Raw genomic sequence first — 20646 nt, forward strand, 5'->3', positions numbered from 1 at the left:
TTGTTGGCGCTGATGGAAAATTGACCCACCCTGCCGATTGAAATTTGACCCAGGGCGGATTGCTGATTTTGTTACCAGCAACTGTGGATAAGTCTACCAGCGCAGCTGCTTTTGAACCCACTCCCTCGCTGTCCCAGTTCAGCTGTTGAAGACCTGCCACATGCAGCCATGCAGCAGGCCGTCGTCACCATGAAATCAGAACGACTCATCGTCCTCCGGTTCCTGGCCGCCCTTACGCTTTCGCTCCCGTGATTTGATCTTGGCCTGGGCCGCCAAGCTACTGTGTTGCAGGCGATAGGACTCGTTACCGGTTTCGACGATGTGGCAGTGGTGGGTCAGCCGATCCAGCAGGGCGGTGGTCATCTTGGCGTCGCCGAACACGCTCGACCATTCGGCGAAGCTCAGGTTGGTGGTGATCACCACGCTGGTGTGTTCGTACAGCTTGGACAGCAGGTGAAACAGCAACGCACCGCCAGCCTGGCTGAACGGCAGATAACCCAGTTCGTCGAGGATGACCAGATCCATGCGCAGCAGTGCCTGGGCGATCCGCCCGGCTTTGCCGTCGTGTTTTTCGCGCTCCAGCAGATTGACCAGATCGACCGTGGAGTAGAAGCGCACGCGCTTGCCATGCCGGGTGATGCCGGACACGGCCAGTGCGGTGGCCAGGTGGGTTTTACCGGTGCCTGGGCCGCCGATCAGCACCACGTTCTGCGCGGTGTCGGTAAAGCTCAGATTGGCCAGCTCGCTGATCAAGCGAGCGTCGGCGCTGGAGGCGCTGAAGTCGAAGCCGGCCAGATCGCGGTGCATCGGCAGCTTGGCCATGTTCATCTGGTGGCTCACCAAGCGCATGGCGCGATCTGTGTGCTCTTGTTCCAGCAGGTGTTCGAGCAGCCACTTGGACGAGGCTGTGTTCGACTCACCCTGTGCAGTTAACTCCGCCAAGGCCGTGGCCATGCCGTGCAGGCGCAGCTCCTTGAGTTCCGCCATCAAATCACGCATGACCGACCTCCTCGGCCTGGCCACGCAGGCGGTCGTAGCGCGCCGTGTTAGCGACGGGGGCTTCCTTGAGCGACAAGTGGGTTTCGACGCTGGGTGGTGGTTCGGATGCTGTCAGCCGTGCCACGACATTGAGGATGTGTTCGGCGCTCAGGCTGCCGCTCTCCAGTACCAGCTCAACGGCTACCAGCACGGCATCGAGTCCGGCGACCGGTACGGCAGCCAGGACTTGCGCCATGATCCGGTCACCGCCGGCATGACGCCCCAGACCGTGCTTAAGCTGACGCAGCGGCGCCGGCAGATCAGCAAAGGGCGCGCCGTTGCGCAGCGCACCGGGCTTGCGTTCGATCAGCGGGAGGTAGTGCTGCCAGTCATAGCTGACCTGGTCGCGATCCAGCAAGCGGACATGGCTGGCGATCAGCGCGTCGTCAGCCACCACCTCGATTCGCGTCGGATACAAACGGCTGCTGACCCACTTACCCGCGTACTCACACGGCACCGAGTAGCGGTTGCGCCCGACGCTGACCAGGCAGGTGCTGGAGACCCGCGCAGGCCGCTCGACGTAACCGTCGAATGGCGCTGGCACAGGCATCAGTTCAGCGCGCTCCAACTCCAGCACTTCGGCTACACTCAGCCCGCTGTATTGAGGGTGCGTCAGCTCGTTCCAAAGCGCGCGGCAGCGCTGGCCCAGCCAGGCATTGAGTTCCTCGAAGGAGTGAAACTGGCAGTCCTGGGCGTCTAGCCAGATACGCCTGCGGCTGTCTTGCACGTTCTTTTCAACGATGCCCTTTTCCCAACCAGCGGCGACGTTGCAGAAGTCCGGATCGAACAGGTAATGCGCGCACATCACCGCAAAGCGTGCATTCACCGCCCGGCCTTTGCCCTTGTTGACCTTGTCGACGGCGGTCTTCATGTTGTCGTAGATGCCCCGGCGCGGCGCGCCGCCCAAGGCGCCGAACGAGCGTGTATGGGCGTCAAATAACATCTCATGGCCCTGGCTCGGATACGCCACAAGCCAGAACGCACGGCTGGCACACAGCTTCAGATGTGCCACCTGCATACGCCGGTAAATGCCGCCGACCAGCAAGCCTTCCTCGCTCCAGTCAAACTGAAACGCCTCGCCAAGAGCAAAGGTCAGCGGCACAAAGGCCTGCGACGCCTTGCCCTGTCCCCCTCGCCAGGCACGGATAAACGCGGTGAGCTGGCTGTAGCCACCGTCATAACCATCGGCTTTGATTTGCGCCAACAGCGCCTTGGCACTGCGCCGCTGTTGCTTGGGGCGCAGCGAATCGGCTTTTAGCGCCTGCTCTAGCGTGGCGTGAAAAGGGCTGAGTTTGTTAAAGATCGCGCGGCGTTGGTACACCGGCTGCTTGGCCTCAGGTGCTCTGACCCACTTGCGAATCGTGTTGCGCGCCAGCCCGGTGCGCTTGGCTATCTCATGCAGCGACAGCTTGTCGCGGAAATACATCCGCCGAATTTTGCCCATCATTTCCATACTGATCACCCTGTGTTCTCCTGCTCAAAAATTGAGCAGAAGCAGTTGAACACCTGGGTCAGTTTTCAGTCGGCAGAACAGCCTCTACTGGGTCAGTTTTCGGTCAGCGGCAACAGAGGTTAAGAGCACATCACACGTAAGCTCCGCTTAGCATTAATGTAATATAAGACTCAGCTTTGTGTAAGGTTGACACCTTTAAACTATCCAACATCAATGACCAAGAGGTGTTAACGATGAAAAAATTTGCGGCAGTTCTTGCTGTTGGCATAGCCGTAAGTTCCTCCTTCGCAATGGCTGAGGTTGATAGAAACTCAACGATGCAGCATGACTATGCTGCAGTCGAGGGTAGACAGGCTTTAAAGGTTCTTCTTGAAAGCGGTGATGTACTAAGTGTGACGCCAATGGGCGAAGATAGTATTCTAGGCTGGCCAAGCTATCGTGCGCAGCCATACGAAATCAAAATTCGTACTCCTGATGGAGTTGTCCACTCAGTGGAGTTCCGTAGCGCGCCAGTTGGCATCAATAACGGTTAATTATTTATAAGGGAATTAATACGATATAAGCCAATTGTATGATCGTTACGATTGGCTTATGACTGATTTTTCAAATGGCATTCTTTTTTTTGCACAAGAGTAACAATAAAAGCCAAGGCGTCATTTCAGTGGGTAGAGCGTAGGTGTCCTGCCACTGAATAAAAGCGCTTTCCTACCAAGTCCATAAGATACCATCTTGGCAGGAAAGCGGCTTGCTGGTTATACAGCCATACGTTCACATTCCTCAGCGCACTTCATACAGGCTTTCGCGCACTCTTGGCAGTGATCCATCTGATGCTTGGCACACTCTTCACCGCAGGCTCGGCAAATTTTTGCACACAATGCACAGAACTCTTTAGCCAACTCGCTCTGGCGACTCATGAGTCTGGCTGCCAGAGCACATATGTCAGCACAATCTCTGTCGAGCTCAATGCAACGGGCCATCGTTTGTACGTCGTCTTCAAGTAAACAGGCAGATGCGCATGCTTCGCAAACTAGAGCGCAGTTAGAACAAGCTTGAATGCAGCTATTGAACATTGTTTCAGTCATGACTTCCTCCAAAGTTCGTATTTTAGCGTATAGTCTTGAGCTGGCCTGAGGTGATCCTCTAGCAGCTCATAAATCCGACATATTCAGAGTTCGTCCGTTCCAATGGTTAACATTACAATCGTGTAAGGTCCCTTATGATCGCTATGCGGCTGATTTTAAAATATTTACCTTTATTCGATATTTTATTATTGGCGGGGAAATTCCATGTGAAAGCCCGTCACGCCGTCTAATGAGGTGCACCAGATTCTGCCTTTATGGGCCTCAACAATAGATCTGGTAATAGCCAAGCCGAGGCCAGCGTTGCTTGGACTACCCTCGCGCCGGGCAGGATCGACCCGATAGAAGCGATAAAAGAGCTTGTCCAGGTGCTCGGGCTCGATCGTCCCTCCGGGATTCTCGACGCTGAGGGTTACCGTTCTTTCCGCCTCGTGAATCGTTACAGAAATAGTTTCCCCTACCGGGGTGTAACGCAGCGCGTTGGATAACAAATTGGAGACCGCTCTATCAATCATTAATTTATCTCCCAGCACATTTCCTGCGCCTGAGACTGAGAGACGGATATCGCGTTCGTCAGCCACTAAGTGGTAATACGCAAGCAGTTTAGCAACGACATCAGCTAGTTCGATAGACGCTTGTTCGGGAATAATCAAGCCGTTGTCGGATTTGGCCAAAAAGAGCATGTCGTCAATAATGCGTGACATACGCTTCAACTCCTCTAGATTGGAGTAAAGATTCTCCTCGTAAGCATCAATATTCCGCTTTTTGGTCAGCACCACCTCGGTGTGGGTCATGAGGTTGCTAACAGGGGTTCGCAGTTCATGAGCAATGTCCGCCGAGAAATTGGAAAGCCGAACAAAGGCATCTTCCAAGCGATCTAACATCGCATTGAAGGACAGAACCAATTGCTGTAACTCAAGCGGTATCGGTTCAAGCGGCATTCGTTCCTGCAACGACCTTGCTGACATCGATGCGGCGAGATGGGTAACTTGCCTCAGAGGCCTGAGACCGCTTCTAACTACCATCCAGCCAAGCGCAGCACTAATTAGAGCGCTGACGCTTAATCCAACGCCGAACCAACGCTGCAAAGTCTGAAAGAAATGCGCGTGGTTAGTGACATCAAGAATCAACAGTGCTGTAAGTGGTTCGGGCTGGTCTGCTACCGAGATTCGGGCAGTCAATCCTCTATACAGGCGGCCGGCATATTTCCATTCCCACATATTCTGCTGTTCTGCGTCCCTATAGCTTTCCGGGACGTCGACTGTCTTGGGATCAGAAAAGAGCACTCTGCCATCTTCGCTCAAGATGGTCGCCGCTAAATCATGATGGGCACCTAGCAGAGCTCGCAACTGCGGTAGCTCCTCAGCAAGGTTTGCGCTGCTGCGTACGTTATTGAAAATTTTCTTGGTCGATTCGAGCTTCTCCACCAAGGCCTGCCGATCCAACACTTCGAAGTGATGCTGGCTAAGCAAATTGAAGCTCAGCCCAGCTATGGTGAGAACTACAACCACCACAGACATGAACATGACACTCATTCGGGCGGTCAGCGAAAGGTGACGCAGTCTCACTCCGGTGCATCCATCATATAGCCCATGCCACGCACGGTATGGATCAGTTTGTGCTCGAAGTCGTCGTCGACTTTTGCGCGCAGACGGCGTACCGCGACCTCGATAACGTTGGTGTCGCTGTCGAAGTTCATATCCCATACCTGAGATGCAATCAGAGACTTCGGAAGCACCTCGCCGCGTCGGCGCATCAACAATTCCAGCAGTGAAAATTCCTTCGCCGTCAGATCAATTCGCTTCCCAGCACGAACGGCGCGGCGCTTTAGCAGGTCCACTTCGAGATCTGAAATTTTCACGGTGGTTTGGGTGGGGGAGCCGCTGCCCCTGCGAAGCAATGTCCGGACCCTTGCCAGAAGTTCGGAGAACGCGAACGGCTTAATCAGGTAGTCGTCCGCGCCCAGCTCCAGGCCTTTGACGCGGTCTTCCACGCCATCACGTGCGGTCAAGAACAGTACGGGTATTTCGTGCCCTGCTGATCTGACCATGCGTAGCACCTCCCATCCATCTAACCCTGGCATCATCACGTCAAGGATTAAAAGGTCATAAACCTCACTCAGCGCATATTGGAGCGCATCTGTGCCAGTCGTGACCCGGTCGACGGTAAATCCAGCTTCGGTAAGTCCTTGTTGCAGGTAAGAACCAGTTTTGGGTTCGTCTTCAGCGACCAGTAATTTCATGCAGGCAGATTCCGAAAGTTTGTTTCGACTCAGTGTGCAGGTTAACGAGGCCGCCATCTAGAAGCTTACAAAAATGTAACGTACAAATCAGCTCGCTGACAGGCGGAGGTGATAGTGTTTCACATAAGTCGGAATCTATGTTCGAGCAAAATATGAGCAGTGACTCTAAGAATGCTAGCAGCTGGTTTTTCCAGGCCTTCCACATTGCTCCCTTGGCCTAATGGCGCCTCAACGGCGCCTTTTTTTTTTGATGATCTGATCAGGCGGGCGAGCCTTACAGATAGTAATTTAAGTGTGCGCACCTCTGAACTTGAAGTGAATTAATTCATTCCTCTGCACGGAGTTTCTTTCAATGCTTAGATTGGGCGCGACATCCATCAGTCGGCTATCAAGCAAGGAGGGTCGGCAAGGTGAGGATCCGTTAATCTCCTTAGTTGGCATGCTATATCTATCGGGACGAGCGGCTCATGCTGACGCAACGTACTAAAAATACCAGCACTGGAGGTCACTGCCGTGTATCACCGCCATCTTCATCGGAATAATGAAATATCTTTTTGGAAGACTAGACCCGGCGTAGCGCTCTTAATGCTGGCAATAATCGGTTTTTTCTACTTGGCACGCGAGCATTACGGTCATCTCTTGCAGGGACTGCCATACATAATCTTGCTGCTTTGCCCGTTGCTCCATTTGTTTGGTCACAACCATGGTGGCCATTCCAATCCCACCCGTGTCTCCAAGGACAAAGATAGGAAGTAAATGGCATGCACAATTCTTCCAGCAACCACGACCGGCATCAGGCTAACCATTCGCACGATCAAAACGGTAAACAGTACGACCCGGTGTGTGGAATGGCGGTCAAGCCAGATAGTCCTCATCACGAGACCTTCGAAGGAAAGACTTATCGCTTTTGCAGCGCAAGGTGTCAGGAGAAATTCCAGGCTGCCCCTCAGCGGTTCGCAAGCGGCCGGCCGCATGAGCAGCATCAAGATGTAGCTCAAGCGCCGTCCGGACCTAGCACCGAATACATCTGTCCGATGCATCCGGAGATTCGCCAGGCAGGACCAGGAAGCTGCCCAATCTGCGGTATGGCATTGGAGCCTGTCATTCCGGAACTAGACGAAGAAGAGAACCCGGAGCTTAAGGACTTCTCTCGGCGCTTCTGGTGGACCCTGCCGTTGACGGTGATCGTCACCGTGCTGGCCATGGGTGGGCATTCCCTGAACCTGTTCCACGGCACCACGCAGAACTGGGTCGAGCTCGTACTGACCACTCCGGTAGTGCTTTGGGCTGGCTGGCCATTCTTCGAGCGCTGCGTACGCTCGTTCGTGCTGCGCAGTCCGAACATGTGGACGCTGATCGGCCTCGGCACCGCCGCCGCCTACCTGTACAGCGTCGTTGCCACTCTGGCGCCAGGCGTGTTTCCTGCCGACTTTGTACAAGACGGGCGCATCGGCGTGTACTTCGAGGCGGCGGCGGTGATCATCTCACTGACTCTGCTCGGCCAGCTCCTCGAGCTGAAGGCACGCTCGCAGACCTCGGCGGCGATCAAGTCACTACTCGGCCTGGCGCCGAAGACCGCGCGACGCATCAATCCCGACGGTACAGAGGACGACATTCCGCTCACCCATGTTCATGCGGGCGATAGGCTACGCGTACGCCCTGGAGAGAAGGTGCCAGTCGACGGTCTGGTGCTGGAAGGCGAAAGCGCGGTGGACGAGTCAATGCTGACAGGCGAGCCGGTGCCGATCATGAAGCACGTCGGTGACAGTCTCATCGGTGCCACCCTTAACGCCCACGGCAGTCTGGTGATGCAGGCGCAGAAGGTCGGCAGCTCGACCATGCTTGCGCAGATCGTGCAGATGGTTGCCCAGGCGCAGCGCTCCAAAGCACCGATGCAGCGACTGGCTGATGTTATTGCTGGTTACTTTGTGATGGTGGTGATCGCTATCGCCATACTAACCTTCCTTGTCTGGGGGCTTTGGGGTCCGGAGCCGAGCTGGGTCTTCGGTTTGATCAACGCGGTGGCGGTGCTGATCATTGCCTGCCCGTGCGCCCTGGGCCTGGCCACGCCAATGTCGGTAATGGTCGCGACCGGCAAGGCGGCCGGCAGCGGCGTACTGTTCCGCGATGCGGGCGCCATCGAAAATTTGCGCAAGATTGACACGCTGATCGTCGACAAGACGGGCACCCTGACTGAAGGTCGCCCGGCCTTTCACAGTGTAGAGGCGGCGCCTGGTTTCACTCCGGATGAGGTGCTGCGCCTGGCAGCGAGCCTCGATCAGGGCAGCGAACATCCCCTGGCCCACGCCATCGTCGACCATGCCCGCGCGCACGGCCTGGCACTGAGCACGGCCGAGACATTCGAATCAGCCTCCGGCATCGGCGTACGTGGCCAGGTTGATGACCACCACCTGCAACTGGGCAACACCGCGCTGATGAATGATGCCGGCGTGGATGCCAGCTCCCTCAGTGCGCGGGCCGAACAGTTGCGCGGCGAAGGCGTGAGCATCATGTTCCTGGCGGTGGACGGCGTCCTGGCTGGTCTGCTGGCAGTGGCTGATCCGATCAAACCGACGTCGAAACTGGCGGTAGAGCGCCTGCAGGCAGACGGCGTGCGGGTGATCATGGCCACCGGTGATGGCCTGACTACTGCTCGCGCAGTGGCCCGCGAGCTAGGCATCGAAGAGGTGCACGGCGAGGTCAAACCACAGGACAAGGAACGCTTGGCCGCCGCCCTGCAACAAGAAGGGCACCGCGTGGCCATGGCCGGCGACGGCATCAACGACGCCCCAGCCCTGGCGCGCGCCGATATCGGCATTGCCATGGGCACCGGCACCGACGTGGCGATGAACAGCGCTCAAGTCACGCTGGTCAAGGGCGACCTGCTGGGCATCTTGCGCGCAAGGAGCCTGTCAGTGGCCACCGTGCGCAATATGCACCAGAACCTGACCTTTGCTTTTCTCTATAACGCTCTGGGCATCCCGCTGGCCGCAGGCCTGCTCTACCCGCTGACCGGCCTGCTGCTGTCGCCGATTATCGCCGCGCTGGCGATGAGCCTGAGTTCGGCCTCAGTGGTGTTTAACGCGTTGAGGCTGCGCAAGGTATCGATCGATTGAAACGCTTGACCTTGCCGCTCTGGCAAGGTTGAACATCTGCTCAACCATTACGGTGACTTCCCAGGAGATTCTCATGAGCACCATTGAACTGAACGTCGAAGGCATGAGCTGCGGCTCGTGCGTCAAGCATGTCACCGAGGCGCTCAACACTGTCGAGGGCGTCACCAAGGTGGATGTCGATTTGCAAGCCGCCAGGGTGCGGGTTAGCGGCCAGAGCGACAGCCAAGTGCTGATTGCTTCCCTGACTGATGCGGGATATCCCGCGCAGCTGGCCAGTCCGGCAGCCGGGACGAACAACATGAAAAAGACGGGTTGCGGTGGCAGCGGTGGCTGCGGCTGCAACTGAAAACGAGAGGCAAACAAGGTTCTTATATGTCTAGAAAACTGCGTATATCAGCCCTTGCGGCGCTGCTGGTAAGTGGGGCGATCCATGCCGCTGAACCCTTGATCATCGATGTACACCGAGACGCCAACTGTGGTTGCTGCAAGGACTGGATCTCCTATCTGGAGGACAACGGCTTTGCGGTCCGCGACCATGTTGAACGCAACATGCGTTCGGTGAAGCAAGACCTAGGAGTGGAGCCGCGTCTGGCGTCCTGTCACACCGGTGTGATCAACGGCAAGTTCGTTGAAGGCCACGTGCCGGTGGCGCAGATACTCGAATTGCGCAAGCGTTCCGACCTGCTAGGTATTGCCGTGCCCGGCATGCCGGCTGGATCGCCCGGTATGGAGCACGGTGATGCCAAACATGCCTACGAGGTAATCGGGCTTACCCGTTCAGGGCAGGATGAGGTCCTCGCCAAGTACCCGTAAATTCAGGCTCCGTGCCGCTGACCGGCTTTCCCAGGCGGGTGGCAGCAAAGAGAACGCGGGGGTGATCACTGGATGATCGCAGCGATCACCCCGTCCGGCTCGCTTGCTCAGGACAGTTTCCTGACTTGCGAGGCGGAATTATGTCCGGAGCCTTTCGTTAACTCTTGTTCCGCGAGATACCCATGTTCCGCCTTTTGCTGTGCCTGCTTTTACTGATCCCACTGCCGGTCAGTGCTGGGATTTTTGATCTGCCTCGCTCACAGCCGGCCCTGTTCAACGCCCCCCTGAATAACAGCCAGGACTTCCTGCCGGTGGATCTGGCCTTTGGCCTTGATCTGATAGAAGCCGACACCGACAGTATTCGCCTGCGGTTCATAAATGCCGATGGCTATTACCTCTACAAACATCGTTTCGCCTTCAACAGCGACCATCCGCAAGTAACAATCGGCACCCCGCAATGGCCTGCAGCCGAACCGAAAACCGATGAGTATTTCGGCGATGTCGAGGTGTTCTACGGCATTACGGACTTAGAACTACCGATTGATAACCCTCAGAACAGGCCGTTCACCCTGCAGGTGAGCTACCAGGGCTGCGCCGATCTGGGACTGTGCTACCCACCTGAAATGCGCACTTTTCAGATCGGTAACTCGCCCCCGGTATCGCCTGCGCAACCGGAAACGACCTTGGACTGGGGAAGTCTGGCACTGTTCTTTCTGGCCGGTTTGGGGCTGACTTTCACTCCCTGCGTGCTGCCGATGCTGCCCATCCTTTCCGGCGTAGTGCTGCGTGGACAACTCGGTGGGCTACGAGGTTTTCGCCTGTCGCTTGCCTACGTACTTCCCATGGCTGCCTGCTTCGCACTGCTCGGAGCGCTGATGGGCATGTTCGGAGCTGGCCTCAACCTGCAGGCGCGCCTGCAGTCACCGTGGCTACTGGTGCCCTTTGCGCTGTTCTTTTCGGTATTTGCCCTGGCCATGTTCGGGGTGTTCGAGTTGCGTATGCCGCGCTTTATTACCGAACGAATGGATCGCCTGGCCAGCCGAACCCGCGGGGGTTCAATGATAGGGGCCGCAACGCTAGGCGTGCTGTCAAGCCTGCTTGTATCACCCTGCGTGACAGCACCACTGGTCGGTGCGCTGCTGTACATCAGCGCCACCGGCGATGCCCTGGGCGGCGGGCTGAAGCTGTTTTCGCTGGGTCTGGGCATGGGGGCGCCGTTGGTGTTGTTCGCCACTGGTGGCGCCGCCTTGTTGCCCAAGTCCGGGACCTGGATGGTCGGCGTACGCAAGGTTTTCGGTCTGATGTTGCTGGGTGTCTCTGTATGGCTGCTGGAGCGTGTGTTACCAGCTCCCGTGACGCTGGCCTTGTGGGGCCTGTTGGCGGTTGGCACTGCGTTGTGGCTGGGCGCCCTGGAATTTATTCCTAAGCCCGGCAAGCAGAAGCTTGCCCAGTTGCTTGGTGTGGCCTTGCTGGTTTACGGCATCAGCAGTTGGGTGGGCGCTTTGCAAGGTCAAACCGACCCGCTGCGCCCACTGGGTCGCCTGGACGCCCAAGGCTTGCCTCAAATCGGCGCAACCGTCGGCTGGCAGACCCTGGACACCCCAGCAGCCCTGGATGCGGCACTGTTGTCAGCGAAAACTGCCGGCCAACCTTTGCTGCTGGACTGGTACGCCGACTGGTGCATCAGTTGCAAAGTAATCGAACGAGAAGTACTCGAAGTGTCCTCTGTGCGCGAACAGCTGGCTGATTACCGGCTGGTGCGCTTCGATATGACGCGTAGCGATGCCGAGCAACGCGCGCTGCTTGATCGCTACCAGCTGTTTGGCCCGCCGGCACTGCAATTGTTTGCCCCCAGTGGTGATGAGTGGCAGGACCTTCGCACGGTTGGTGAAACCGACGCCGAGAGTTTTCTGGAACGACTGCGTCAAGCCGACGACCGAATGTAAAGCATGCAACCTGGTCGCTCCCGGAAGTCGACGTCAGCTGGCAGATCGCAGCCCGCCGCAGCATGTACTTGCGGCGGCTGAAAGCTAAGACGTGGGCAGATGACTTGATCGTTTTTACCGATGCTCCACTTTCAAAATCCGTGACGGCTGAAGTCAGCCATTTGTTGAACAGCCACACCGGAACTTAACAGTCAGAAAAACTAGAACCTGACAGAACTGTAATGTTTCGCTAAGGCCTGTGACAGGATGCCGCGGTTAAGTTGGCGTCGTGCCTGAAGAACAAAGCACTCCGTTCAAACGGAAACCGAATTAACGGGTATTTCGAGGGGGATCGAACAATGCCCCTGTTTTCATGCGTTGCCGAGTACTCCGACTTGGCAGGGGCGAATGTGTCAGTTGGCATATGGGGCACCTGAGTGGCGGTTTGAGAATCTGTCGCCTCCAAGCAGCATAAGCCGAGGCGCCTGTTGCAAATTGCGACGCCAAATAAGCTGAGCTTACCAACTGCTGAAGAGGCGCTGCTCGCTGGAACGAGTTCACACAACAGTGGGAAAGGTTGAAGGTGGAATCTCGATAGTGGGGCAGTCAACGAACCCGAGACCGGATTGCTCACCACCGGCTCATCTGATTAATGGACATAACGGGATGCAAAGCAAAACCACAAGGCGCACTTTCATCAAGGGGCTAGCCGCCACCAGTATTCTCGGCGGCTTAGGCATGTGGCGTATGCCGGTCTGGGCCGTGACCAGTCCCGGTCAGGCCAACGTGCTGGCCGGTACCGATTTTGATCTGTTCATCGGTGAAACCCCGGTAAATATTACTGGCGCGGCTCGTACCGCGATGACCATCAATGGCTCACTTCCGGGGCCGACCCTGCGGTGGCGGGAAGGCGATACCGTGACTCTGCGCGTTCGTAATCGTCTGCAGGAAGATACCTCGATTCACTGGCACGGCATCATCCTGCCGGCGAACATGGATGGCGTACCTGGCCTGAGTTTCCACGGCATCGCCCCCGATGGCATGTATGAGTACAAATTCAAGGTTAACCAGAACGGCACCTATTGGTACCACAGTCACTCGGGACTGCAGGAGCAGGCTGGCGTCTATGGTGCTCTGGTGATCGATGCCAAAGAGCCGGAGCCGTTCAGCTACGACCGTGACTACGTCGTGCTACTAAGTGACTGGACTGACGAAGATCCGGAACGGGTTCTGGCCAAGCTCAAAAAGCAATCGGATTACTACAACTTCCACAAACGTACTGTCGGCGACTTCGTCGATGACGTGAGCGAGATGGGGTGGTCCGCAGCGATCGCTGATCGGAAGATGTGGGCCGAGATGAAAATGAGCCCGACTGATCTTGCCGATGTCAGTGGCTATACCTACACCTACTTGATGAATGGCCAGGCGCCGGATAACAACTGGACTGGTATTTTCAAGCCGGGTGAGAAAATCCGTCTGCGCTTCATCAATGCATCGGCCATGACCTATTTCGATGTCCGCATCCCCGGTCTAAAGATGACGGTGGTGGCGGCCGATGGGCAGTACGTCAAACCTGTTAGCGTCGATGAGTTCCGTATTACTGCGGCCGAAACCTTCGATGTAATAGTCGAGCCCGATAGCGAGCAGGCCTACACCATCTTCGCGCAGTCCATGGACCGCACTGGCTATTCACGCGGCACCCTGGCCGTTCGCGAAGGGCTGAGCGCGCCTGTTCCTGAAGTTGATCCTCGCCCGTTGATCTCCATGAGCGATATGGGAATGGATCACGGCAGCATGGAGGGAATGGATCATGGCTCCATGCAGGGCGGCATGGCAGGCATGGATCATAGCAAGATGGCAGGTATGGACCACGACAGCATGGCTGGCATGGATCATTCAGCGATGGCAGGCATGGGTGGAGCGATGCAGCCCCATCCGGCCTCCGAAACCAATAACCCTCTGGTCGACATGCAGACCATGACGCCAACTCCCAAGCTGAATGACCCGGGAATCGGGCTTCGCAACAACGGTCGCCGTGTGCTGACTTACTCAGATCTGCACAGCACCTTCCTCGATCCGGATGGGCGCGAGCCGAGCCGTACCATCGAGTTGCACCTCACAGGTCACATGGAGAAATTCTCTTGGTCATTCGATGGCATTGAGTTCTCTGATGCGGAGCCGTTGCGATTGAAGTATGGCGAGCGTGTTCGTATCACCTTAGTCAACGACACCATGATGACCCACCCCATCCACCTTCATGGCATGTGGAGCGATCTGGAGGATGAGAACGGCAACTTCCTAGTTCGCAAACACACCATTGATGTACCACCAGGCTCGAAGCGCAGCTATCGCGTAACCGCAGATGCGCTAGGGCGCTGGGCCTATCACTGCCACCTGCTGCTCCACATGGAAATGGGCATGTTCCGTGAAGTTCGTGTGGATGAGTAAAGGAGATATCTAATGAGCAATACCCCGAAACGAAACCACCTGTTCTGCAGTGCCGCAATGTTGAGCCTTTTGGCTGCCCTGTATATCCCAGTGTCGCTGGCCGAAGAAAATCACAGCGATCACGGACGGCACGCCGTTGACTCTTCCAAAGCTGCAAGTGAGAAGCAGCCTCCTCAGGTGCGAGGCCAGGGCCCCGCCAATCAGCAAATGGATCACGGCTCGATGAATCACGGCTCGATGGACCATGACGGCATGGACCACCAAAAAATGACCGGTGAGCATGGCAGCGACCATGCCGAGGCAGATTCGAACCATGACCATTAAGCTTTCACGTCCATCGCTCATTGCGCTGGCGGTGTCAATGAGCGCACTGAGTAGCGGCTTTACCTTTGCCGCAGAAGAGATGGATCACTCGACTATGGATCACGGCTCCATGCCGATGGACCATAGCAAGATGAACCACGGGGCTGCTCAGGTGCAGATGGGGGGCATGGATCATAGCCAGATGCCCGAGGGCCAGAATTCGCAGGATGGGACTCCTGCTATGGACCACAGCAAGATGAATCATGAGGCCATGCAAGGCCAGATGGGCAGTATGGATCACTCCCAGATGAACCATGGCCAAAATCAGAGTAAAGCTGCGGCTATGGACCATAGCAAGATGGGCCACGGCGCCATGCAAGAGCAAATGAAAGGGATGGATCACAGCAACATGGATCACTCCCAAATGAACCATAGCTCCGCTGATACCCCGAGAACCACCAGTCGTACACCGATCCCCGTCCTCACGGATGCTGATCGCCAAGCGGCCTTCGCGCCTCTGCCTGGACACACAGTGCACGATAGCGGCATCAACAGCTTCTTTCTGCTCGATCAGCTTGAATATCAGGACGCTGATGAGGGCAGCACCCTGGCCTGGGATGCCTCAGGCTGGGTGGGAGGCGATATCAATCGGGTCTGGTTTCGTTCCGAGGGAGAGCGTACTAACGGCGTAACCGAGGATGCCGAGCTGCAGCTGTTGTATGGGCGCTCGGTCGGCCCCTGGTGGGACGTCGTTGCTGGCGTTCGCCAAGACTTCAAACCCGAGTCTCCACAGACCTGGGCTGCCTTTGGTGTGCAAGGCATGGCGCTTTACGCTTTTGAAGCCGAGGCCACAGCCTTCGTCGGCGAAAACGGCCAGACTGCGGCGCGTCTTGAGGGCGACTATGACATCTTGCTTACCAATCGGCTGATCCTCCAGCCAACTGCGGAAGCCAATTTCTACGGTAAGAATGATTCTGAAAGAGGAGTGGGCTCGGGCCTGGCGAATACCGAACTGGGTTTGCGCCTGCGCTACGAAATCGTTCGCGAGTTTGCGCCCTACATCGGGATTTCTTGGAGTCGCTCATACGGTAATACCGCAGACATGCTGCGCGACGAAGGAGAAGATGTTGAAGAGGCGCGCTTTGTCGCCGGCATTCGAATGTGGTTTTAGAGCCTGATATGAAAAAAACAATTACAACCCTGTTGGTAGCAGGCGCTGTCGGTAGTGCAGCAATATTAGCCGGAGCCTATTCCGGCTTGATCAACGTTGGTGCTGACGATCCTCATTACCCAGCCGTGCATGCGTTCCTTTCAATGGCGCGTGATCGCTCTATCGAAGCGCGGTCCAAGGACATTGAGATTCCCAATCTAGATGACGAGGCTCTCATTCGTGGCGGGGCCGGGAACTACAACGCCATGTGCGTTGGGTGCCATCTGGCGCCCGGTGTCGAACAAACAGAGCTGAGTCAGGCGCTGTATCCAGCCCCGCCTAACCTGGCCAAGATCGGCATTGACGCAGGCCCTGCATCCGCCTTCTGGGTCATTAAGCATGGAATCAAAGCAACAGGCATGCCGGCCTGGGGTAAGAGTATGGGCGACGAATATATCTGGGGCATGGTTGCCTTCATCAGCCAGTTGCCCAAGATCGACGCTACGCAATACCAAGCGCTCGTCGCTGCGAGTGGCGGTCACCAGCATGGTGGCGGTGAGAGCCAGACGCACAATCATGAAAGCTTGGATGGCAGCAATTCTGACCATCATGGCAATGCTGCCGCTGGAGGAGAGTCTGGACGTCGCGGTATAGCGGCTGCAGACCACCACGGCGGCTCAGCTCCAGAGGCCGATCACCATTCTTCGAGCAGTAACGGCGATGATCACCATGGTGGAAGTAACTCCAGCACGAAAGGCAGTAGCGCCAGCGACCATCATGCCGAGCCGGCGTCCAACGCTCACACTCATGCGGATGGCAAAGAGCACGTACATGACAGCTAAAAGCAACGGGCACGTTTGGTGGTCAAGCAGTAGTTGAGCTTTTACCGCGACGAGCGTCTTGCTACACCGCCGTCATCGCGGGTTAGTTCGTGTGCTGGCCGCTCAGGTCAGCGAACTCAACAAGCGCAATGACCTCGTCGGGATCGCGTGACGCTTGAAGGAAAAACGGGCCGGGGCGAGAAAGTTGCTCGATACGTTTTTTCAGTTAGCCCTCTCTAGATCATTGATCAGGAACTTCATCTCAGAGATCTCTCGGCGCTGAGCCTCAATGATTTGATCTGCCAGCTTGCGAACGCGCGGGTCTGAAATCTGAGCGCGCTCACTTGTCATGATGGCTATGGAATGGTGAGGAATCATGGCCTTCATATAGTCCGTATCGTCGACAGTTGCCTGGCTACGAACAAGCCACAGGGCAATAGCAAAGGAAGCTGCTCCGCCGGCGAATATCGCTATGTTCATGGGCTTTTTCTTGTACATATTGAGCATGAAGGCGAGCATGACTATCGCCATGACAGCTCCCATTACTAACGCCATCCAAGCACGGGTCTCACTCCATAGAACATGCTCAAAAGCGTAAGTATTCAAATACATAACGCCGTACATGATGACGGTTGATGTGGCCACCATCGCAGCGAAACGCCAATAAGACATTTTCATATCAACTCCTCTTGGTGATGTGCTGCCACAGTATTGCATTGACTAAAGTCTGCGTATTTTTCGATCATGCCGGGCAGTTGCGTTACTAATACTGTGAGAGCTCAGATTTGATAATCAGCCCTCGGTGTTACCTAAGAACGGACAAGCCGGGAGGCTGTGAGGTTTCGATTTTTTTAAAAAGCTTACAAAAATGTAATCTGCACCAAGTTTACTCGCTCTCGGGTTTGCGCAGCGCTGCTCCAAGTCGAAGTGACCATGCGCCAGTCTGGCTGCGTGACGCGCTTCCGTGATTTGGTGAGGAACACGGCGCGCCTGGTGACGCTGTACGACCTGTCGAACTGTGGATGTCTCCTCGATATTCGCTGTCGAATATAGAAGAGGTAAGCCTTTAAGGGGTAAGGGGCGACATCGAGATCCTTGCGGTAACCAGTAATTGCGATTTGTGGAAGATCAGGTCGTTCAGACCTGTTTCCAGTTTCCAAAGCGCAGGAGCTGAACGTTTGTTGGCTGTCACTGAGGTTACGCCAATGTAATTTTAGGGACAGCATCCCGTAAGTATTCACCCGCCACACTCAAATCAGGCCCCAACACTGAGGAAAGCACAATGAAAAGCATGCAAAAGCTCGTTATCGCCCTTGTTCTAACCGCTACATCTCCTTTTCTCATCGCTGCAAATAAAGGCGATCAACCCATGAGACACGACCATACTGTTGGCGATGGTCATGAAGTGATGGTCAATCTGCTAAAAACCGGGCAAGTGCTAAGCGTGACCCCAATGGGTAATTCACCAGTGTCCGGAAGTGATGTAAGAACGTATGAGATTAAAATTAAAACCCCTGACGGAGTCGTCCATTCGGTCGAATTTCTCGGTGCCCCAGTAGGCGTTAAAAACGGCTGATACCACTTTAACGGACACCTCCGCGATATTAATACGATTATGGTTGTTGCAGGTATCAGCACTTACCCTGCAACAATCATCGATGCTTAGGCTTCCCTTTGCTAAGGGATCCCTAGACGTGCAGTTTATACTTGGGATGTTTGAGACAGAAAGCGAGCAATAGTTTTTTAAACGCAAATCGGGGAAGAGGGATAAATGATGAACCAAATTAGTAAAGCACTGGTGACGATTTCGCTAATTTCGGCAGCTTTCGCAGCCGTCGCCGGCACGGAACAAGAAAGTGCTATGCGGCACGATCACACTGTTGGGGATGGTCACCAAGTAATGCTGGATCTGCTGAAGCGCGGCGAGGTGGTGAGTGTGGCCCCTATGAATAAAGAGCGTTCGGATGATAAAGCTATAAATAACACACTTAAGGGAAATGTTAGGCCATATGAAATAAAAATTCGTACTCCAGACGGGCGACTTCACGCGGTAGAGTTCCGCGGAATGCCAGCCAAAATAAACAACCGCTCACATGGTAATAAATGACAAGAAAGTTATTTCTGAGTAGCTGCCACAGGGGTAAGCCGGATCATAACGTCTCCTTACACGGGAGGAGGATCCTGACAGCGTGTCATGCAACAATGGGCTGAGTCGGCCTTCTCGGCTCAGCTCAAAGCAACATGAGCGAGTGATTTAATTTTTCCACAGCACATACAATTTTTACATTCAGTTGGCGTCTACTTCACCAGTTGAGCGAATGTCTGTGGGGGACCCAGTGGTGCTGCTACGAAATCACTACAGTCGCTGTGGAAAACCACCAGTCCGCTCTGATATGCCGCCGATCGCGATCGCGTTCTCTGCCGCGAATATGAGGCCCTGACCAAAAGTGTGACGATACGCAGCGTTTTGAAGCTCCATTGCCATTCTGAATGCCGCCCCTTATGGCCGCGCCGCTATCGCCTCCTACATAGGCTATTACCAAGTTGAGTCTGTCATTGTCGAGCAGTATGTGGTCTTCCTCGTGATGTCTTCCAAAAGGCACCGATAATTGCCGCGGGTAGCTTGCAAACGCGGACGTCACGCAAAGCGATGCATGTGATCGACGAGACCCATCTTTTGGTCTGAGATCGCAGCGGTCAGTATCCCAGCTTTGAGCCGGGAAAGTCTGATGCGGCGCATATCGAGAATACGCCCCTGGTCGATGCCGATGCTGTTCTCTGCTCCGGCAGTGCCAGTTCTATGCCCCTTCATCAAGAGCCGAGGGGCGCCTGTCACCCGTCGGCCCGTCCTAGCCAGAAGCGCTGCGTGGATGGGCCTCTCAAATTTAAAACTTGAGCGCCTGCGACCCCCAGCTCAACGGCTGAATGATTTTCATATGGTGTGGCCGCTAGGTAACTGAGCCAATTAATCGGGATGGCTATGCTTGCTCGAATGCTACCGGCCCCACTTAATCCTTGGGTAATTTGATTCATAACACCAGTGTAATTACCGTGTCATATGAGTAACAGCTTGCCGCTCTTATAATTTCATCACACACGTTAAGTTAGGAGCTGGTTATGAAAGCTTTCAAGATTACGGCAGCAGTGTTTTTTATGAGCGTGAGCTCATTATCCTTGGCAGAGGGTAGCTCAGATCGCGAGTATGGCGAAATGATACGCGCGAACGAAAATACTATGCGGGAGTACGCTACTTCTGTCGGAAAGAAGCCTCCCGAAGTTGTCCATTATCGTTATGGGATGAAGTTGGACATCGCCAAGGTAATTCGTACCACGCGAACCGATATGACCTGCAACGATGTGATGCCGGCCCAAATTACCTATGAGGACTCTAAGGGTGATTTGGCGATTGTTGAGTATCGGGTCGCCGGAACGAACTGTCGGAGATAAGACACCACCTATCGACCCATCGAAGCCTGCATAAACGTAAGAGTCCGAGGCGGTAGTCGCAGCCCGAGACATGCTCCTGGTGCGGCGGTGGTCATAAGCATTTCAGCAATACAATCGTTACTAGCCTTGCCGTTTTTATGGCGAATCGGTGCGGGTACTGGCATGGGGCCGTCTGGGGAAACTGCCCAGCTGAGCGATGTGCTTAGTAGTACATACATAGCCGCGAGGGGTGTCTACGACTCGCGGCTTTTATTTTCCATATGGAGCGTGTAGCTGAGAAATGTTCGGACAAATACTATCAAACCAAGTACTGCAACGTTTCGTAGCGAGGGCTCAATTACAACCGTTCGTATGACATCGGCAGCAACGAGGAATTCTAGTCCTAGCACAATCGCGCCGCCAATATCTTGCCGTAATGACCGGGAGCGATCCGTCAATGCGGCCCCTTTGTAATTGAAAAAAAAGCGATAGAGCGCTATGAAACTTCCGAAAGTTATAGCGAGCACCCCTGCAATCTCGAACCCGATCACCGCGATCTCAATCGCTGCATGAGGTGCCTCAAGGTTCATAGAAACACCCGTCAATGGTGGTCATAGATGCCTATTCCCCGAATATCGTTCCATGAGGTGGTCTGGTGGCAGAGATAGCACTGCTCAGGTTCCGCATTCCTGACACCCGCTATCGGCTTGGACATCATTCCGAAGTGCTCCTTGTAGTGGCTGAGCGGCGCGAGGTGGCACTGGCCGCACTCGGTGGAACTCGGCGGTGGATGCCGGTACTCGGCAATCGACCATGTGGTCGTGCCGTGGCA

At 55.4% G+C, this 20646-nt stretch carries 20 protein-coding genes; 13 read left to right on the forward strand and 7 right to left on the reverse strand.

Going from position 1 to position 20646, the window contains the following annotated elements; all coding sequences use genetic code 11:
• Positions 1 to 195 precede the first annotated feature (195 nt).
• Together istB and istA are read right to left on the reverse strand one after the other, a co-directional pair.
• On the reverse strand, positions 196 to 999 hold the full coding sequence (istB, locus tag B597_RS45290) for an IS21-like element ISPst3 family helper ATPase IstB (protein WP_003292149.1): 804 nt from the start codon (positions 997 to 999) through the stop codon (positions 196 to 198).
• Positions 992 to 2491 carry an IS21-like element ISPst3 family transposase gene (istA, locus tag B597_RS45295; protein ID WP_024162552.1) on the reverse strand — a complete coding sequence of 500 codons (1500 nt, stop codon included), beginning with the start codon at positions 2489 to 2491 and terminating at the stop codon, positions 992 to 994. The genes istB and istA overlap by 8 nt, the downstream gene beginning before the upstream one ends.
• Before the next feature lie 233 nt (positions 2492 to 2724).
• On the opposite strand from istA, the gene B597_RS47205 reads away from it, so the two are divergent.
• Positions 2725 to 3024 carry a hypothetical protein gene (locus B597_RS47205; protein ID WP_085987739.1) on the forward strand — a complete coding sequence of 100 codons (300 nt, stop codon included), beginning with the start codon at positions 2725 to 2727 and terminating at the stop codon, positions 3022 to 3024.
• 219 nt (positions 3025 to 3243) lie between these two features.
• On the opposite strand, the gene B597_RS46755 is transcribed toward B597_RS47205, so the two are convergent.
• The 3 genes from B597_RS46755 to B597_RS45305 all read right to left on the reverse strand — a co-directional run bounded on the left by B597_RS46755 (position 3244) and on the right by B597_RS45305 (position 5812).
• Entirely contained in the window at positions 3244 to 3573 is a 330-nt protein-coding gene (locus B597_RS46755) for a four-helix bundle copper-binding protein (RefSeq protein ID WP_024162553.1), read from the reverse strand.
• A 185-nt stretch (positions 3574 to 3758) separates the two neighbouring features.
• Entirely contained in the window at positions 3759 to 5138 is a 1380-nt protein-coding gene (locus B597_RS45300) for a heavy metal sensor histidine kinase (protein ID WP_031323825.1), read from the reverse strand.
• Entirely contained in the window at positions 5135 to 5812 is a 678-nt protein-coding gene (locus B597_RS45305; protein ID WP_003292145.1) for a heavy metal response regulator transcription factor, read from the reverse strand. Before B597_RS45305 ends, B597_RS45300 begins: the two co-directional genes overlap by 4 nt.
• Positions 5813 to 6397: 585 nt before the next feature.
• Between B597_RS45305 and B597_RS46760 the strand changes: the two genes are divergently transcribed.
• The 9 genes from B597_RS46760 (at position 6398) to B597_RS46765 (ending at position 16409) form a co-directional block, all read left to right on the forward strand.
• On the forward strand, positions 6398 to 6568 hold the full coding sequence (locus B597_RS46760; RefSeq protein WP_080505060.1) for a DUF2933 domain-containing protein: 171 nt from the start codon (positions 6398 to 6400) through the stop codon (positions 6566 to 6568).
• Positions 6569 to 6573: 5 nt separating this feature from the next.
• Positions 6574 to 8928: a heavy metal translocating P-type ATPase gene (locus B597_RS45310; protein ID WP_011914430.1), complete on the forward strand. Its 2355-nt coding sequence runs from the start codon at positions 6574 to 6576 to the stop codon at positions 8926 to 8928.
• Positions 8929 to 9001: 73 nt separating this feature from the next.
• Complete coding sequence (locus tag B597_RS45315; protein WP_003292143.1) at positions 9002 to 9274, forward strand: heavy-metal-associated domain-containing protein; 273 nt, start codon at positions 9002 to 9004, stop codon at positions 9272 to 9274.
• A gap of 26 nt (positions 9275 to 9300) precedes the next feature.
• On the forward strand, positions 9301 to 9741 hold the full coding sequence (locus B597_RS45320; RefSeq protein WP_014597615.1) for a DUF411 domain-containing protein: 441 nt from the start codon (positions 9301 to 9303) through the stop codon (positions 9739 to 9741).
• A 182-nt stretch (positions 9742 to 9923) separates the two neighbouring features.
• On the forward strand, positions 9924 to 11687 hold the full coding sequence (locus tag B597_RS45325) for a protein-disulfide reductase DsbD (RefSeq protein ID WP_003292141.1): 1764 nt from the start codon (positions 9924 to 9926) through the stop codon (positions 11685 to 11687).
• 645 nt (positions 11688 to 12332) lie between these two features.
• Positions 12333 to 14114 (forward strand): copper resistance system multicopper oxidase, encoded by a 1782-nt coding sequence (locus B597_RS45330; protein WP_014597614.1) that lies wholly within the window; start codon positions 12333 to 12335, stop codon positions 14112 to 14114.
• 12 nt (positions 14115 to 14126) lie between these two features.
• The gene (locus B597_RS45335) at positions 14127 to 14438 is read left to right on the forward strand and encodes a hypothetical protein (RefSeq protein WP_003292139.1); all 312 of its coding nucleotides are present in this window, start codon (positions 14127 to 14129) and stop codon (positions 14436 to 14438) included.
• The gene (locus B597_RS45340) at positions 14428 to 15588 is read left to right on the forward strand and encodes a copper resistance protein B (RefSeq protein WP_003292138.1); all 1161 of its coding nucleotides are present in this window, start codon (positions 14428 to 14430) and stop codon (positions 15586 to 15588) included. The genes B597_RS45335 and B597_RS45340 overlap by 11 nt, the downstream gene beginning before the upstream one ends.
• Positions 15589 to 15596: 8 nt before the next feature.
• The gene (locus tag B597_RS46765; protein WP_003292137.1) at positions 15597 to 16409 is read left to right on the forward strand and encodes a c-type cytochrome; all 813 of its coding nucleotides are present in this window, start codon (positions 15597 to 15599) and stop codon (positions 16407 to 16409) included.
• A gap of 201 nt (positions 16410 to 16610) precedes the next feature.
• On the opposite strand, the gene B597_RS45350 is transcribed toward B597_RS46765, so the two are convergent.
• Positions 16611 to 17066 (reverse strand): DUF305 domain-containing protein, encoded by a 456-nt coding sequence (locus B597_RS45350; protein ID WP_003292136.1) that lies wholly within the window; start codon positions 17064 to 17066, stop codon positions 16611 to 16613.
• 604 nt (positions 17067 to 17670) lie between these two features.
• On the opposite strand from B597_RS45350, the gene B597_RS47210 reads away from it, so the two are divergent.
• The 3 genes from B597_RS47210 to B597_RS45355 all read left to right on the forward strand — a co-directional run bounded on the left by B597_RS47210 (position 17671) and on the right by B597_RS45355 (position 19835).
• On the forward strand, positions 17671 to 17964 hold the full coding sequence (locus tag B597_RS47210) for a hypothetical protein (RefSeq protein WP_011914423.1): 294 nt from the start codon (positions 17671 to 17673) through the stop codon (positions 17962 to 17964).
• A 195-nt stretch (positions 17965 to 18159) separates the two neighbouring features.
• Entirely contained in the window at positions 18160 to 18495 is a 336-nt protein-coding gene (locus tag B597_RS47215; protein ID WP_152028209.1) for a hypothetical protein, read from the forward strand.
• A gap of 1010 nt (positions 18496 to 19505) precedes the next feature.
• On the forward strand, positions 19506 to 19835 hold the full coding sequence (locus tag B597_RS45355; RefSeq protein WP_003292133.1) for a DUF2790 domain-containing protein: 330 nt from the start codon (positions 19506 to 19508) through the stop codon (positions 19833 to 19835).
• A gap of 233 nt (positions 19836 to 20068) precedes the next feature.
• On the opposite strand, the gene B597_RS45360 is transcribed toward B597_RS45355, so the two are convergent.
• Positions 20069 to 20404 carry a DUF1622 domain-containing protein gene (locus B597_RS45360; protein ID WP_024162557.1) on the reverse strand — a complete coding sequence of 112 codons (336 nt, stop codon included), beginning with the start codon at positions 20402 to 20404 and terminating at the stop codon, positions 20069 to 20071.
• Positions 20405 to 20646 lie beyond the last annotated feature (242 nt).

Source organism: Stutzerimonas stutzeri KOS6, assembly GCF_000307775.2.
GTDB classification, from domain to species: Bacteria; Pseudomonadota; Gammaproteobacteria; order Pseudomonadales; family Pseudomonadaceae; genus Stutzerimonas; species Stutzerimonas stutzeri_B.

What these genes read in the sequence shown, in the direction of transcription:
- istB (WP_003292149.1), bottom strand. Translation starts at nt 999, where the DNA reads ATGCGTGATTTGATGGCGGAACTCAAGGAGCTGCGCCTGCACGGCATG.
- istA (WP_024162552.1), bottom strand. Translation starts at nt 2,491, where the DNA reads ATGGAAATGATGGGCAAAATTCGGCGGATGTATTTCCGCGACAAGCTG.
- B597_RS47205 (WP_085987739.1), top strand. Translation starts at nt 2,725, where the DNA reads ATGAAAAAATTTGCGGCAGTTCTTGCTGTTGGCATAGCCGTAAGTTCC.
- B597_RS46755 (WP_024162553.1), bottom strand. Translation starts at nt 3,573, where the DNA reads ATGACTGAAACAATGTTCAATAGCTGCATTCAAGCTTGTTCTAACTGC.
- B597_RS45305 (WP_003292145.1), bottom strand. Translation starts at nt 5,812, where the DNA reads ATGAAATTACTGGTCGCTGAAGACGAACCCAAAACTGGTTCTTACCTG.
- B597_RS46760 (WP_080505060.1), top strand. Translation starts at nt 6,398, where the DNA reads ATGCTGGCAATAATCGGTTTTTTCTACTTGGCACGCGAGCATTACGGT.
- B597_RS45310 (WP_011914430.1), top strand. Translation starts at nt 6,574, where the DNA reads ATGCACAATTCTTCCAGCAACCACGACCGGCATCAGGCTAACCATTCG.
- B597_RS45315 (WP_003292143.1), top strand. Translation starts at nt 9,002, where the DNA reads ATGAGCACCATTGAACTGAACGTCGAAGGCATGAGCTGCGGCTCGTGC.
- B597_RS45320 (WP_014597615.1), top strand. Translation starts at nt 9,301, where the DNA reads ATGTCTAGAAAACTGCGTATATCAGCCCTTGCGGCGCTGCTGGTAAGT.
- B597_RS45325 (WP_003292141.1), top strand. Translation starts at nt 9,924, where the DNA reads ATGTTCCGCCTTTTGCTGTGCCTGCTTTTACTGATCCCACTGCCGGTC.
- B597_RS45330 (WP_014597614.1), top strand. Translation starts at nt 12,333, where the DNA reads ATGCAAAGCAAAACCACAAGGCGCACTTTCATCAAGGGGCTAGCCGCC.
- B597_RS45335 (WP_003292139.1), top strand. Translation starts at nt 14,127, where the DNA reads ATGAGCAATACCCCGAAACGAAACCACCTGTTCTGCAGTGCCGCAATG.
- B597_RS45340 (WP_003292138.1), top strand. Translation starts at nt 14,428, where the DNA reads ATGACCATTAAGCTTTCACGTCCATCGCTCATTGCGCTGGCGGTGTCA.
- B597_RS46765 (WP_003292137.1), top strand. Translation starts at nt 15,597, where the DNA reads ATGAAAAAAACAATTACAACCCTGTTGGTAGCAGGCGCTGTCGGTAGT.
- B597_RS45350 (WP_003292136.1), bottom strand. Translation starts at nt 17,066, where the DNA reads ATGAAAATGTCTTATTGGCGTTTCGCTGCGATGGTGGCCACATCAACC.
- B597_RS47210 (WP_011914423.1), top strand. Translation starts at nt 17,671, where the DNA reads ATGAAAAGCATGCAAAAGCTCGTTATCGCCCTTGTTCTAACCGCTACA.
- B597_RS47215 (WP_152028209.1), top strand. Translation starts at nt 18,160, where the DNA reads ATGATGAACCAAATTAGTAAAGCACTGGTGACGATTTCGCTAATTTCG.
- B597_RS45355 (WP_003292133.1), top strand. Translation starts at nt 19,506, where the DNA reads ATGAAAGCTTTCAAGATTACGGCAGCAGTGTTTTTTATGAGCGTGAGC.
- B597_RS45360 (WP_024162557.1), bottom strand. Translation starts at nt 20,404, where the DNA reads ATGAACCTTGAGGCACCTCATGCAGCGATTGAGATCGCGGTGATCGGG.